Source organism: Streptomyces djakartensis (assembly GCF_014651075.1).
GTDB lineage: Bacteria > Actinomycetota > Actinomycetes > Streptomycetales > Streptomycetaceae > Streptomyces > Streptomyces djakartensis.
Genome location: NZ_BMWE01000001.1, coordinates 256,584 through 270,368 on the forward strand (window position 1 = coordinate 256,584; position 13,785 = coordinate 270,368).

Sequence of the window (13,785 nt, forward strand, 5' to 3'; positions counted from 1 at the left end):
CGCTCGTACGCCGGTCATCGCCCCGGGACAACCGGAGGGCTGTACAGCCGCTACGCGCGTAGATATGCTCGTCTGGTGACCATGCCCAGTACTGCACTCACCGCAGCTCACCCCCTCAAGGACGTCGCCGCGTCCGACAGCTCGCTGCGCCGCTTCCTCCACGGGCTCCCCGGCGTCGACGCGGTCGGACTCGAGGGGCGTGCGGCCTCCCTCGGTACCCGTTCGATCAAGACGACCGCGAAGGCGTACGCCATCGACCTCGCCATCTCGATGGTCGACCTGACGACGCTGGAAGGCGCGGACACCCCGGGCAAGGTCCGGGCGCTCGGCGCGAAGGCGGTCAACCCCGACCCCACCGACCGCACGGCGCCCAGCACGGCCGCGGTCTGCGTCTATCCCGACATGGTGCCCGTGGCCAAGGAGGCCGTGGCCGGTTCCGGCGTGAAGGTCGCCTCCGTCGCCACGGCGTTCCCGGCGGGCCGCGCCCCGATCGGCGTCAAGCTGGCCGACGTCCGTGAGGCCGTCGCCGCGGGCGCCGACGAGATCGACATGGTCATCGACCGCGGGGCGTTCCTCGCGGGCCGGTACCTGAAGGTGTACGACGAGATCACCGCCGTGAAGGAGGCCTGCGGGACGTCCGCCCGCCTGAAGGTCATCTTCGAGACGGGCGAGTTGTCGACGTACGACAACATCCGCCGCGCGAGCTGGCTCGGCATGCTGGCGGGGGCGGACTTCATCAAGACCTCGACCGGCAAGGTCGCCGTCAACGCGACCCCCGCCAACACCCTCCTGATGCTGGAAGCCGTACGGGACTTCCGGGCTCAGACCGGCATCCAGGTCGGCGTGAAGCCGGCCGGCGGCATCCGCACCTCCAAGGACGCCGTCAAGTTCCTCGTCCTGGTCAACGAGACGGCGGGCGAGGACTGGCTGGACAACCACTGGTTCCGCTTCGGCGCCTCCTCGCTGCTGAACGACCTGCTGATGCAGCGCCAGAAGCTGGCCACCGGCCGCTACTCCGGCCCCGACTACGTGACGGTGGACTGATCACCATGGCATCTGCATTCGAATACGCCCCGGCCCCCGAGTCCCGCTCGGTCGTCGACATCGCGCCCTCGTACGGCCTGTTCATCGACGGGGAGTTCACCGAAGCCGCCGGCGGCAAGGTCTTCAAGACGGTCTCCCCGTCGACCGAGGAGGTCCTCTCCGAGATCGCCCAGGCCGGTGCGGAGGACGTCGACCGTGCGGTGAGGGCCGCGCGCGGGGCCTTCGGGAAGTGGTCGGCGCTGCCCGGCTCGGAGCGCGCCAAGTACCTGTTCCGTATCGCGCGGATCATCCAGGAGCGCTCCCGCGAGCTGGCCGTCCTCGAAACCCTCGACAACGGCAAGCCGATCAAGGAGACGAGGGACGCCGACCTGCCCCTGGTCGCCGCCCACTTCTTCTACTACGCGGGCTGGGCCGACAAGCTCGGCCACGCGGGCTTCGGCGCGGACCCGCAGCCGCTCGGCGTGGCGGGCCAGGTCATCCCCTGGAACTTCCCCCTGCTCATGCTGGCGTGGAAGATCGCCCCCGCCCTCGCCACCGGCAACACGGTCGTCCTGAAGCCGGCCGAGACCACCCCGCTCTCGGCGCTGTTCTTCGCGGACATCTGCCGCCAGGCGGGCCTGCCCAAGGGCGTCGTCAACATCCTGCCGGGCTACGGCGACACGGGCGCGGCGCTGGTCGCCCACCCGGACGTGAACAAGGTCGCCTTCACGGGCTCCACGGCCGTCGGCAAGGAGATCGCCCGCACGGTCGCCGGCACCCGCAAGAAGCTCACGCTGGAGCTGGGCGGCAAGGGCGCCAACATCGTCTTCGACGACGCCCCCGTCGACCAGGCCGTCGAGGGCATCGTCAACGGCATCTTCTTCAACCAGGGCCAGGTCTGCTGTGCGGGCTCCCGCCTGCTGGTGCAGGAGTCGATCCAGGAGGAGCTCCTGGAGTCGCTGAAGCGCCGCCTGTCCACGCTGCGTCTCGGCGACCCGTTGGACAAGAACACGGACATCGGCGCGATCAACTCCGAGGAGCAGCTCACGCGTATCACCTCCCTCGTCGAGCAGGGCGAGGCGGAGGGCGCCGAGCGCTGGTCACCGGCGTGCGAACTGCCGGAGAGCGGCTACTGGTTCGCCCCGACGCTGTTCACGAACGTCACCCAGGCGCACCGGATCGCCCGCGACGAGATCTTCGGCCCGGTGCTGTCGGTGCTGACCTTCCGCACCCCGGACGAGGCGGTCGCCAAGGCCAACAACACGCAGTACGGCCTGTCCGCCGGTATCTGGACGGAGAAGGGCTCCCGCATCCTGGCGGTCGCGAACAAGCTGCGCGCGGGCGTCGTCTGGTCCAACACGTTCAACAAGTTCGACCCGACGTCGCCGTTCGGCGGCTACAAGGAGTCGGGCTTCGGCCGCGAGGGCGGCCGCCACGGCCTGGAGGCGTACCTCGATGTCTGATCGGCTCACCGTCCTGAAGACCTACAAGCTGTACGTGGGCGGCAAGTTCCCGCGTTCCGAGAGCGGCCGGGTGTACGAGGTGACCGACGCAAAGGGCAGGTGGCTGGCCAACGCCCCCCTCTCCTCCCGCAAGGACGCCCGGGACGCGGTCGTCGCGGCCCGCAAGGCGTTCGGCGCCTGGTCGGGCGCGACGGCGTACAACCGCGGCCAGGTGCTCTACCGGGTCGCCGAGATGCTGGAGGGCCGCCGCGACCAGTTCGTGCGCGAGGTGGCCGACGCCGAAGGGCTGTCGAAGTCCAGGTCCGCGGCGGTCGTGGACGCCACGATCGACCGCTGGGTCTGGTACGCGGGCTGGACCGACAAGATCGCCCAGGTGGTCGGCGGCGGCAACCCGGTCGCGGGCCCCTTCTTCAACCTCTCCTCCCCCGAGCCGACCGGCGTGGTCGCGGTGCTGGCCCCGCAGGAGTCGTCGTTCCTGGGCCTGGTGTCGGTGCTCGCCCCGGTGATCGCCACGGGCAACACGGCGGTCGTGGTGGCGAGCGAGAAGTCCCCGCTGCCCGCGCTGTCCCTGGCGGAGGTGCTGGCCACCTCGGACGTCCCCGGCGGTGTGGTCAACGTCCTCTCGGGCCGTACGGCGGAGATCGCGACCCCGCTGGCGTCCCACCAGGACGTCAACGCGATCGACCTGGCGGGCGCCGACGAGGAGCTGGCGAAGGACCTGGAGATCGCGGCCGCCGACAACCTCAAGCGCGTTCTCCGTCCACAGCCTGTGGATTACGCGGAGACGCCCGGCATCGACCGCATGACGGCGTTCCTGGAGACGAAAACGGTCTGGCACCCCACGGGGTCACTGGGCGCGTCGGGTTCCTCGTACTAGCCCCGCCGCCACACGGAAGTCCCGGACCTCCTCCGTCCAGGAGGGCCGGGACCTCTCTCGCATGGCGCGGCGGCGGGCCCGCCGGGGGTGGTGACCTACCGCGAGGGCCGCTGGGTGACCTGCCGTGCCACGGGGAGGCTCCCGATCGACGGCGCCTGAGCCACCGGCCCCGTCACCGCCCGCGACTCCACCGGCTTGAAGTCGGCGACCTGCGTACCGACTCCGTTGTCGAGCGGGTCGACCCCCGTGCCCGCGAGGGCATTCGGCTTGAGGTCCGCGGCCGGCCCGGTGACGTGGCCCAGGGTGTCGGTCGCGGTCCGGGCGGCGTCCGCCGCGGCCGTCGCCGCGCCCGCTCCCAGTGCCGCGCCCGCGATCGCGAGGACGGCCAGGGCGCTCCGGGCGGCCGGTTTCCTGGGGGAGTCGTGTCGGGCCATCACTGCCACCTTCCGGCGCGCTGGGTAGTCGAATCGGCACGAAGCGTAGTCGAGGTGTGACGCGCGCATCAAAGGCACCCCGCGGGGTCGTACGGTGCCCGGTGGATGCCTCACACTGGTGTCCCGTGAGTTCCCCTCTCCCCATACCGACGCGAGTCGTGCTGCTCTGCGGCCCCTCCGGCTCCGGCAAGTCCCTCCTCGCGGCCCGCTCCGGCCTCCCGGTGCTGCGGCTCGACGACTTCTACAAGGAGGGCGACGACCCGACGCTGCCGCTGGTGGCGGGGAGTTCCGACATCGACTGGGACCATCCCGGCTCGTGGGACGCGGACACCGCCGTGGCCGCGATCGTCCAGCTGTGCCGCACGGGCCGTACGGACGTCCCCGTCTACGACATCGCGCTCAGCGCCCGGACCGGCGAGGAGACGGTCGACATCGGGCGGACCCCGCTGTTCATCGCGGAGGGCATCTTCGCCGCGGAGATCGTCACGCGCTGCCGGGAACTCGGGGTCCTCGCCGACGCGCTGTGCCTGAGCCGCGGCCCGGTGAAGACGTTCCGCCGCCGCTTCCTGCGGGACCTCAGGGAGGGCCGCAAGTCGGTGCCGTTCCTGCTGCGTCGCGGGTGGCGCCTGATGCGTGAGGAGCGTTCGATCGTCGCCCGGCAGACCGCGCTCGGCGCGTACGCCTGTGACCGGGACGAGGCGATGGGCCGGCTGGCGGCGGCAGCGGCGGGCAGGTGCGCGGGTCTGCGTACGGCGGCCTGAGCGAGCGGCGCGCGGACGAGACGAAAAGGAAGCGGGACTGGACGGACCCCCCGGCCCTCCAGTCCCGCTCCTGTGCTCCCCCGTTGTCCTCCCCCGATTCCCCCGATCCCCCGCTTTCCTGAACTTTCCTGAAGGGGACGCCCCCCAGCGTCTCCTCAGGTCCCCCGTCGGCCCGCGTTCCCCCGTGGGCCCTTGTGGTGCTTCCCCCGGCCTTCAGGCGACGAGCTCGCCGAAGGCGTCCTCCTCGTCACGGCCGAAGCTGAGGACCTCGTCCTCGCGCAGCCGGCGCAGCGACCGCCAGATGCTGGACTTCACCGTGCCGACACTGATGTCGAGGATCTCCGCGATCTCCGGGTCCGTGCGGCCCTCGTAGTAGCGCAGGACCAGCATGGTGCGCTGGAGTTCCGGCAGCCGGGCCAGCGCCTGCCACAGGACCGCGCGCAGCTCGGTGCCGCGCATCGCGTCCGTGTCGCCGGGCGTCTCCGGCAGTTCCTCGGTCGGGTACTCGTTGAGCTTGCGGCGCCGCCAGGCGCTGATGTGCAGATTCGTCATGGTGCGGCGGAGGTATCCGCCGACCGCCGCCTTGTCACTGATCCGGTCCCACGCCTTGTAGGTCGAGAACAGCGCGCTCTGCAGCAGGTCCTCGGCCTCGAAGCGGTCACCGGTGAGGTGGTAGGCGGTGGCGTACAGGGAGGCACGGCGCTCCTGGACGTAGGCCGTGAACGCCGCTTCGGCGTCCGCGGTCTGCGACAGCGAGCGGCGCTCCCCCGAGGCCTCCCTGTACGCGGCTCCCCCGACGGTGCCCACAGCGGCTGCCGCCGCGGGCCCCTTGCCGTCCCCCGTGCGAGCGTCAACCACCGTCATGAACCCGGTGTGCTGACGCCCGGTGCCGCGAGCGCACCCCCGCCCGCTCACGGCACCGGACTTCTCTCCGCCCCGGCCCCCGTTCACGTCGTGCAGACGCGTGATCACTGCGCTGGTCGTGGTGCCGTGCAGCGTGCTCATCTCGCGCCCCCCGTCGTGGACTTCCGGTGTGCGGCCCGCCGGTCCGGCGGGCTTTCCTGCTTGTGCCGAAAAGATTGCCTCGGCACTTTCATCGCCGTGTCCGTCGACTGTCACAGACCTGTCACAGGGGGCGGCCACAGGATGGCCCGGGGCCGTTCACAGGGACCGGCGGTACCACGCTGGGCGAGAAGTGCGGAAACCCTCCCAGAACGACTCCCCCAGGGCTATCTTCTTCTCCTCGACTTCCTTCGCCACCAGCCAACTCGCCCACGGGGAAGACGGTCAGGGGCGGCGCCACCAAGGTGCGCGACGAAGCGGAACGGGGGCTCGCGGTGGAGCGGCTGAAGCATGTCGTAGTGGTGATTCCGGGCATCGGTGGCAGCGTGTTACGGCCGCCCGCGGGAGCGGCTCACTGGGACGGGCACCGACGCCGCCTGATCGCCGCGGCGGTCCGGCCCGACCGGCTGTCCCTGGACGCCCGCCCGGACCTCACACCGGTGGGCCTGGTGCCGGACATCCGCCTGCTCGGCCCGTTCGTGCTTCCGGGCTACGCCGGTCTCGTGCGCCAGGTCCGCCGTTCGTTCGCCGGCGTACGGGTCGACGTCAGCCGCCCGGACCGCAGGCCCGACCCGCGGGCCGACCTGGTGCTCTTCCCGTACGACTTCCGGAAGGGCATCGCGCCGGCCGCGCACCGTCTGGCCGCGGACATGGACGCCCGGCTGCGCGGCCTGGGTCCGGCGGTGCGCCATCGCCGGGTGATCGTCGTGGCGCACTCCATGGGAGGTCTGGTGGCCCGCTACTGGCTCGGACCGCTCGGCGGCGCTCCGGACTGCGCCGCGCTTCTCACCCTCGGCACTCCCCACCGCGGCGCCCCGAAGGCCCTGGACTACCTGGTCAACGGGGTGCGGGTGAGCCGGAAGCGGTTCGCCGGGCTGACGCGGGTGCTGCGCGGGTGGCCGTCCATGTACGACCTGCTGCCCCGCTATCCGGCGGTGCAGCGCGCCGGTGACGGAGCGACGCTGTACCCGCACGAACTCGACGGCGCTTTGCTGGCCGTGGCGGAGGCCAAGGCCGCGTACCAGCGGCACCTCGACATCGAGACGGCCTGGCAGGACCTGTCCCCACAGGTCCGCCCGGAGGTCGTCCCCGCCTACGCGCGCGGGCATGCCACCCCGTCCCGGGCCGTACTGTCGCTGCGCGAGGAGCGCCAGGTGCTGTCCGTGACGAAGGACGCGCCGCTGTGGCTGCCCAACCCTCAGTGGCACGGCGACGGTTCCGTGCCCGCGATCTCGGCTGTCCCCCTGGAGCTGGACGAGAGGCGCGGGACCTGGCGGGGACAGCCGGAGAGGCATCTGGCGCTGGCTTCCTGTGCGGCGGTGGTCGACGTCCTGACCGCGTACACAGGCGCGTCTTTGTCGTCGGTCCGGGGCGAGGAGCCGGAGCGACCCTGGCTGGGGCTGGATCTCGACGAATCGGTGCTCGCCGGTGAACCCGTGCGGGTGGGCGTCGCACTGCACGGCGCGCAGGCCGAGGCGGAGACCCGGGTGCATGTGCGGGCGGTCGCCGCACGGGGCAGACCGCCGCGGATCACACCGTGGGTGCGAGGGGTCTCGCAGGATGGCAGGGGCTGCACCTGGGCGGCGGAGATCGCGGAACCGCTCGATGCCGGGCTGTACACGGTGGAGGTGACGGCGACCGGGGTGCCGGGCGTGGGACGCCTGCGGGCGACGGACGAGCTGGGCGTGGTCGACGCCCTCGCCGAGGCCGGGACCGAGGAGGGACGGAATTGAACACCGCCGCGTCCTGGCCGCGTTGGTCGGCCGAGCACCAGCCGGGGTCACTGATCCAGTACGTCCAGCGCGAGGCGGCGGCACACTACCTCGGCTCCCGTATGCCGGGCCCGTCCGGTGGTCCGCCCGCGGTGCGTGCGCGCGCCCTCTACGAGGCGTTCGCGGCCCGGGGCATCCAGTACGTCGACGAGCCCAGCAGCAGCGAGACGGGCTTCCAGGCGATCCGGCCCCCGCACGAGGTGCTTGAGAGCCCGCGGCACGGCACTTGTCTCGATCTGGCCGTGACGTTCGCCGGCGCCTGTTTGTACGCCGGCTTACACCCACTGATCGTCGTGCTGCCGCCGGTCCGGCCGGGCGCGCCCGCGCACGCCGTGGTCGCCGTGCGGCTCTACGGCGGGTGGTCCGGTCGGCCGGACGTGGAGTACCGGCGTGACGAGGCCGAGCCGGCCTGGGACTCCCTTCCGGCGGACTTCCTCCGCGAGCTCGCCGACGACCAGGACTCCCCCGGCTCCTACCTCGCCGTCGACATCACCGGGGTCTCGTCGCGGGCCGATGCCGCCGAAGCGCGCCGCCGACATCGGCTGAGCTGGGAGGAGGCCGTCGCGTACGGCACGGAGCTGCTTCGGGGCACGGACCAGGACCGCTGGATCGTCACGCTCGACGTCGGTCTCGGCCACAGCGTCAACGAGTCGTACCCCTTGCCGTCCCGCCCGGGCACGGACCCGCTGACACCGCCGTACGTCCCTATCGACGGCGAGACGGGCCCTCTTCAGCAACTCTGGGCACGGCACGACGTCATCCGCTTCCTTCCCCGGGACGAACTCGATTTCCTGCAGGACTGGTTCCAGGCACCGGACCCGGACGGAGGGCCGCGGACCCGCATCGCCCTGCTGCACGGCCCGGGAGGGGCGGGCAAGACCCGCCTGGCGGCGGAGCTGGCGAGCAGGCTGTCCCGGGAGGGTTGGTACGCCGGGTTCCTCGTGCGGTCGCCCGACCCGCGCGACCTGGGCTGGCTGGGGCACGTGGCCTCGCCCCTGCTGGTGGTCGTGGACTACGTGGAGGACGCCAAGTCGACGGACGTCGTCAACCTGCTGCGGGCGGTGCGGCGCCGCACGGAGCCGACGTGCCTGATACTCACCGCGCGAACGGTGAGCGGCTGGTGGGAGGAGATCGCCGACTCCCTCCGGCACGAAGCACACCCGTACGTTCTGGAGAACAGACCGCTCAAGCCCCGTCATCCACGCCAGAACGACGTGTACCGGGCCGCCCTGCACAGCTTCGGCGGATCCCGGAGTGTCGCCCTGGCCGGCACCCCGCCGCCGGACCCGTACGCCGGCAGGTGGACCACGCTGGACCTGGTCATGCTGGGCTGGCTGGCGGCCCGGCAGGAGGGTGGTGACCTGCCGGAATCGGAGGAGGACCTGTACGAGGAGATCCTCCGGCACGAGCTGAAGTACTGGAAGAAGTCCTACAAGGCTCAGGTCGGCAAACCGTCGGAGAGGCTGCTCCGGGCGGTCGGTGCCTGCATCAGCCTCCTCGCTCCCCGGGCGGAGCGGCTGAGCAACGCGCTCGAGGCGGTCGAGGGCTTGGCCAAGGATCCCAAGTGGCGACAGGAAGTCGCCGAGTTGTTCGTGGAGCTCCTGCCTGTCACGCCTGAGGACGGATCGCTCGCGGTTCGCCCGGACCCCGTGGGATCACATCTGGCCGCCGCCGAGTTCGGCTCCGACCGGGCCCTGTTGCGGCGGTGCCTGAAGCAGGCGGACGAGGACGAACTACTGAACGCGTGTGTGGGGCTGTCACGGGTGAGTGCGTCGAGCGGCGCGGAGGTGGCGACCGGCCTTGTTGGCGCGGCCTTGAACGATGTCCACGATCTGTGGGTGCCGGCGCTGGCGGTGGCGGCCACGCAGGGCGGGCCGTTCGTGCGGGCGCTGGAACAGGTCGCCGAGTCGGAGGAGAACTGGCTGCCGCTGGCCGAACTGGCCGCCACGCTTCCCATGGGCAACACGAATCTGCTCCGGCTGGCGCTGATCGCGACGCAACGGTCGGCTCCGCAGGGTCCCGGCGACGGTATGGAGCCGGAGTCGGCGGCGCGGGCCTCGTGGCTCAACAATCTGGCCGTGCGCCAGAACGAAAGTGGTGAGCGTGAAGCCGCTCTGGCGTCGGCTACCGAGGCAGTTCGCTGCTACCGGGGACTGGCTGAGGCCGATGCCGATACATACCTGCCCGACCTGGCCATGGCCCTCAACAACCTCGCCGTTCAACAGAGGGACAACGGCGACCGCCAAGCCGCCCTGGCCACCACCACCGAAGCCGTCGACCACTACCGAGATCTGGCCGAGGTCAACCGCCCCGCCCATCTCCCCAACCTCGCAGCCGCCCTCAACAACCTCGCCATCCAGCAAGGCGAGAACGGAGACCGCCAAGCCGCCCTGGCCACCGCCACCGAAGCCGTCGACCACTACCGAGATCTGGCCGAGGTCAACCGCCCCGCCCATCTCCCCGACCTCGCAGCCGCCCTCAGCAACCTCGCCATCCAGCAGAGCGAGATCGGAGACCGCCGAGCCGCCCTGGCCACCGCCACCGAAGCCGTCACCATCCGAAGAGCCCTGGTCGAGCACAACCCCGCCGCCCACCTCCCCAACCTCGCGGGCGCCCTCAACAACCTCGCCAACCAGCAGAGCCAGAACGGAGACCGCCAAGCCGCCCTGGCCACCGCCACCGAAGCCGTCACCATCCGAAGAGCCCTCGTCGAGGACAACCCCGCCGCCTACCTCCCCGACCTCGCCATGGCCCTCAACAACCTGGCCGGCCGCCAGGGCGAGAACGGAGACCGCCAAGCCGCCCTGGCCACCGCCACCGAAGCCGTCACCATTCGAAGAGCCCTGGTAGAGGACAACCCCGCCGCCTACCTCCCCGACCTCGCCATGGCCCTCAACAACCTCGCCATCCAGCAAGGCGAGAACGGAGACCGCCAAGCCGCCCTGGCCACCGCCACCGAAGCCGTCACCATCCGAAGAGCCCTGGTCGAGGACAATCCCGCCGCCCACCTCCCCGACCTCGCAGCCGCCCTCAACAACCTCGCCAACCGCCAAAGCGACAACGGCGACCGCCAAGCCGCCCTCACCACCACCACCGAAGCCGTCAACCACTACCGCACTCTCACCCAGGCCAACCCCGCCGCCTACCTCCCCCACCTCGCAGGCGCCCTCAACAACCTCGCCAACCGCCAAAGCGACAACGGCGACCGCCAAGCCGCCCTCACCACCGCCACCGAAGCCGTCGAGCACTACCGCACTCTCACCCAGGCCAACCCCGCCGCCTACCTCCCCAACCTCGCAGGCGCCCTCAACAACCTCGCCAACCGCCAAAGCGACAACGGCGACCGCCGAGCCGCCCTCACCACCGCCACCGAAGCCGTCAACCACTACCGCACTCTCACCCAGGCCAGCCCCGCCGCCTACCTCCCCGACCTCGCCATGGCCCTCAACAACCTCGCCATCCAGCAAAACGAGAACGGAGACCGCCAAGCCGCCCTCACCACCGCCACGGAAGCCGTCAACCACTACCGCACTCTCACCCAAGCCAGCCCCGCCGCCTACCTCCCCAACCTCGCAGGCGCCCTCAACAACCTCGCCATCCAGCAAAGCGAGAACGGGAACCGCCAAGCCGCCCTCACCACGACGACCGAAGCCGTCGACCACTACCGCACGCTCGCCCAGGCCAGCCCCGCCGCCTACCTCCCCAACCTCGCCACCACCCTCAACAACCTCGCTATCCAGCAAGGCGCTAGCGGCGACCGCCAGGCCGCCCTCACCACCGCCACCGAAGCCGTCGAGCACTACCGCGCCCTCACCCAGGCCAGCCCCGCCGCCTACCTCCCCAACCTCGCAGGCGCCCTCAACAACCTCACCGTTCGCCACAGGGAGACCGGCGACCGCCAGGCCGCCCTCACCACCGCCACCGAAGCCGTCGAGCACTACCGCGCCCTCACCCGGGCCAACCCCGCCGCCTACCTCCCCAACCTCGCAGGCGCCCTCAACAACCTCGCCATCCAGCAAAGCGACCACGGCGACCGCCAAGCCGCCCTCACCACCGCCACCGAAGCCGTCGAGCACTACCGCGCCCTCACCCAGGCCAACCCCGCCGCCTACCTCCCCAACCTCGCCACCACCCTCAACAACCTCGCCAAGGAGCAAAGCGAGAACGGCGACCGCCAGGCCGCCCTCACCACCGCCAGCGAAGCCGTCGACCACTACCGCACCCTCACCCGGGCCAACCCCGCCGCCTACCTCCCCAACCTCGCAGGCGCCCTCAACAACCTCGCCGGCTGGCATCGGGAAGCCATGGGCATGAAGGCCGCCATCCGCGCCTCCGACCACTGGCTGGCGGGGCTGGCCCCAGGCCCACACGCGAGCCTGCTCGCGTTCCGTGCGGCTTGGCGTCTCCTCGCAGACGATGCCGACGGCGCTGTCGACGACCTGCTGCTCGCCGCCCTACGAACCGAGGAGGAAGACGACCCGGAGTGGACGGGACGATCTCGACGTGCCACGCGCGTCTCCTTCTCCTTCCTGGCCGACAACTCCGCGGCACGCCCCGCTCTGGACGGCAAGCGTGGGGAGTTTCCGCCCTGGGTCACGGCGGCGCTGTCGCCCGAGGTCGAGGACTGGTTCGCCAAGTGGCTGGCCTCAGAGGACGGGAGCGAACAGGAGACCCTGCTCCACGAGGCGAACCAGCTCCTCCGAAGCGACGAAGGGCAGGCGAGTCTGCGCACTCTTCAGGAGCTGTATCCGGAGTCCGTCAAGTGCAGAATGCTGATGAACATTCTCGATGCCTCTCAGAAGCACGGTCTGGACAACGTGCTGCGGGACATCCGGACAGCTCGGGAGCGGCATGACCTCGTGAGCCGCTGGTTGAACACGTCCACCTGGAACGAGGACCTGGCGTTCCTCATGGAGCACAGGGAACGCCTGTGCTCCGATCCCGAGGTGCGGGAGCTGCTCGGCTCCGACGAGAACGACGACGCGTCTCTGCAACACCTCGGCATTCTGGAACTCACGGACCGGCTCCCCCCGCATGACGTGTACGACGCCATCACGGACCCGGCGGCCGCGGTCGACACCGCGATGGACCTGCTGGATCAGGGTGACGTCGAGGCCCTGCGCCCTCTGTTCCTCGCCATGCCGGGCATCCAGCGAACCTCCTTCGTCACGCCGTTCTTGTTCGCTGTCCGCTCGGCTCTCTTCCCCGGCCCGGCCGGCGCCGGCCCGGAGGCGTCGGACCCCGCCCAGCTGATGAGAGAAGCCGCAGCGCAGGGGTCCGAAGTGCAGCGCGGCGCCGGCGTCGCCCGGCTGCGCCGGCTGGCGCGTCGCAGGCCCGAACACGCAGCCGCGCTCGTCGGGCTGGCCGACACCCTCGCGGCCGCGCCTTCGATCGCCCCCGCGGACCAGAGCGTCCCCGATGCCGAGTGACGGGGAGCCGCCGAGGCCACTCACGCTGAAGGAGATGTCGTACCTCAGCGCCATCGGTGACGCCTACGACAACGCCTCCGGGTACCGCGACGCACAGGACGCCCTGGACCTGGCCCTGAGAGCATCAGCGCGGCTGCGTGAGTCGGGCGTCGCCCAGACAGCCATCGTCAAGGCCCTGGGGATCGACGAGGGCGAGCTGGTTCACCGCCAGCGGGAGATCGCCCACAAGCCCCGTCCACCGGCGCCGGAGCTGCACGTCACTCCCGGGCCGCCGCGCGCGCCGGTCCCGGCCTCAGGGCTCTTCCTCGCCCAGCATCAGGACCAGAACCAATCCGTCAACCTGACCCAGCAGAGCGAGCAGAACAGCCCCGTCTCACTCATGTCACACAGCGCCTCGTCATCCGCCGCCACCACATCCGCCCGCCGCGTCCTCTTCCTCTCCGGCAACGCCCAGCCCGGCCGCAACGACTTCACGACCGAGGCCGCCTACATCCGGCAGGCCCTCGCCGGGAGCTACATCGACCTGGTGGAGAAGGGGGCGGTGGCGCTGGGCGAGATCCGCGGGATCCTGGACCGGCATCACCCGGCCGTCGTCCACTTCGCCGCGCACAGCTCCTTCACCGACGTCCACCTCACCCAGGACGGCCACGACCTTCCGACCTCGCCCAAGGCGCTCTGCGACCAGATCGCCCGGGCCCGCACGCCGCCGCGCCTCGCCGTCCTCAGCTTCTGCGACTCCTACGCGATGGGCGAGGAGCTCTGCGGCGCCATCGCGTCCGTGATCAGCTGGCCGTGCGCCATCGAGGACATCCAGGCCCTGCCGTTCGCCCAGCAGCTCTACCGCTCGCTGGCCTCCGGCGACTCCGTCGCGGCCAGCTGCCGGGACGCCCAGGCGGCCATGGGCCGTCGTCCTCCCGCGGCGCCGCCGGAGCTCCACGGCGACGAGGTCGCCCGCCTCTTCTGA

At 71.1% G+C, this 13,785-nt stretch carries 9 protein-coding genes; 7 read left to right on the top strand and 2 right to left on the bottom strand.

Annotated elements, in window-relative coordinates:
* Positions 1-81: 81 nt before the first annotated feature.
* From deoC to IE212_RS01190, 3 genes are read left to right on the top strand one after another with little or no spacing between them, the layout of a single operon-like run.
* Positions 82-1,044: a deoxyribose-phosphate aldolase gene (gene deoC, locus IE212_RS01180; protein ID WP_190195762.1), complete on the top strand. Its 963-nt coding sequence runs from the start codon at positions 82-84 to the stop codon at positions 1,042-1,044.
* Between the two features lie 5 nt (positions 1,045-1,049).
* Positions 1,050-2,486, top strand: coding sequence for an aldehyde dehydrogenase family protein (locus IE212_RS01185; protein WP_190195763.1), 1,437 nt, complete (start codon positions 1,050-1,052; stop codon positions 2,484-2,486).
* On the top strand, positions 2,479-3,363 hold the full coding sequence (locus IE212_RS01190) for an aldehyde dehydrogenase family protein (RefSeq protein ID WP_190195764.1): 885 nt from the start codon (positions 2,479-2,481) through the stop codon (positions 3,361-3,363). The genes IE212_RS01185 and IE212_RS01190 overlap by 8 nt, the downstream gene beginning before the upstream one ends.
* A gap of 95 nt (positions 3,364-3,458) precedes the next feature.
* Here IE212_RS01190 and IE212_RS01195 read toward each other — a convergent pair whose 3' ends face one another.
* Positions 3,459-3,797 carry a hypothetical protein gene (locus IE212_RS01195; RefSeq protein ID WP_190195765.1) on the bottom strand — a complete coding sequence of 113 codons (339 nt, stop codon included), beginning with the start codon at positions 3,795-3,797 and terminating at the stop codon, positions 3,459-3,461.
* 56 nt (positions 3,798-3,853) lie between these two features.
* Between IE212_RS01195 and IE212_RS01200 the strand changes: the two genes are divergently transcribed.
* Positions 3,854-4,558, top strand: a complete 705-nt coding sequence (locus IE212_RS01200; RefSeq protein ID WP_373301307.1) for a uridine kinase family protein — start codon at positions 3,854-3,856, stop codon at positions 4,556-4,558.
* Between the two features lie 213 nt (positions 4,559-4,771).
* Here the strand turns inward: IE212_RS01200 and IE212_RS01205 are convergent, their stop codons facing one another.
* A complete protein-coding gene (locus tag IE212_RS01205; RefSeq protein ID WP_190195767.1) occupies positions 4,772-5,563 on the bottom strand; it encodes a SigE family RNA polymerase sigma factor in 792 nt (263 codons plus the stop codon).
* A 302-nt stretch (positions 5,564-5,865) separates the two neighbouring features.
* Between IE212_RS01205 and IE212_RS01210 the strand changes: the two genes are divergently transcribed.
* Genes IE212_RS01210 through IE212_RS01220 form a run of 3 tightly spaced genes read left to right on the top strand, consistent with a single transcriptional unit; the run spans position 5,866 to position 13,785 of the window.
* Complete coding sequence (locus IE212_RS01210; RefSeq protein ID WP_190195768.1) at positions 5,866-7,353, top strand: esterase/lipase family protein; 1,488 nt, start codon at positions 5,866-5,868, stop codon at positions 7,351-7,353.
* The gene (locus tag IE212_RS35375; RefSeq protein WP_190195769.1) at positions 7,350-12,821 is read left to right on the top strand and encodes a tetratricopeptide repeat protein; all 5,472 of its coding nucleotides are present in this window, start codon (positions 7,350-7,352) and stop codon (positions 12,819-12,821) included. Before IE212_RS01210 ends, IE212_RS35375 begins: the two co-directional genes overlap by 4 nt.
* 34 nt (positions 12,822-12,855) lie before the next feature.
* The gene (locus IE212_RS01220) at positions 12,856-13,785 is read left to right on the top strand and encodes a CHAT domain-containing protein (protein ID WP_190195770.1); all 930 of its coding nucleotides are present in this window, start codon (positions 12,856-12,858) and stop codon (positions 13,783-13,785) included.

Coding starts and splice junctions, on each gene's coding strand:
- deoC (WP_190195762.1), top strand. CDS start 82: ATGCCCAGTACTGCACTCACCGCAGCTCACCCCCTCAAGGACGTCGCC.
- IE212_RS01185 (WP_190195763.1), top strand. CDS start 1,050: ATGGCATCTGCATTCGAATACGCCCCGGCCCCCGAGTCCCGCTCGGTC.
- IE212_RS01190 (WP_190195764.1), top strand. CDS start 2,479: ATGTCTGATCGGCTCACCGTCCTGAAGACCTACAAGCTGTACGTGGGC.
- IE212_RS01195 (WP_190195765.1), bottom strand. CDS start 3,797: ATGGCCCGACACGACTCCCCCAGGAAACCGGCCGCCCGGAGCGCCCTG.
- IE212_RS01205 (WP_190195767.1), bottom strand. CDS start 5,563: ATGAGCACGCTGCACGGCACCACGACCAGCGCAGTGATCACGCGTCTG.
- IE212_RS01220 (WP_190195770.1), top strand. CDS start 12,856: ATGTCGTACCTCAGCGCCATCGGTGACGCCTACGACAACGCCTCCGGG.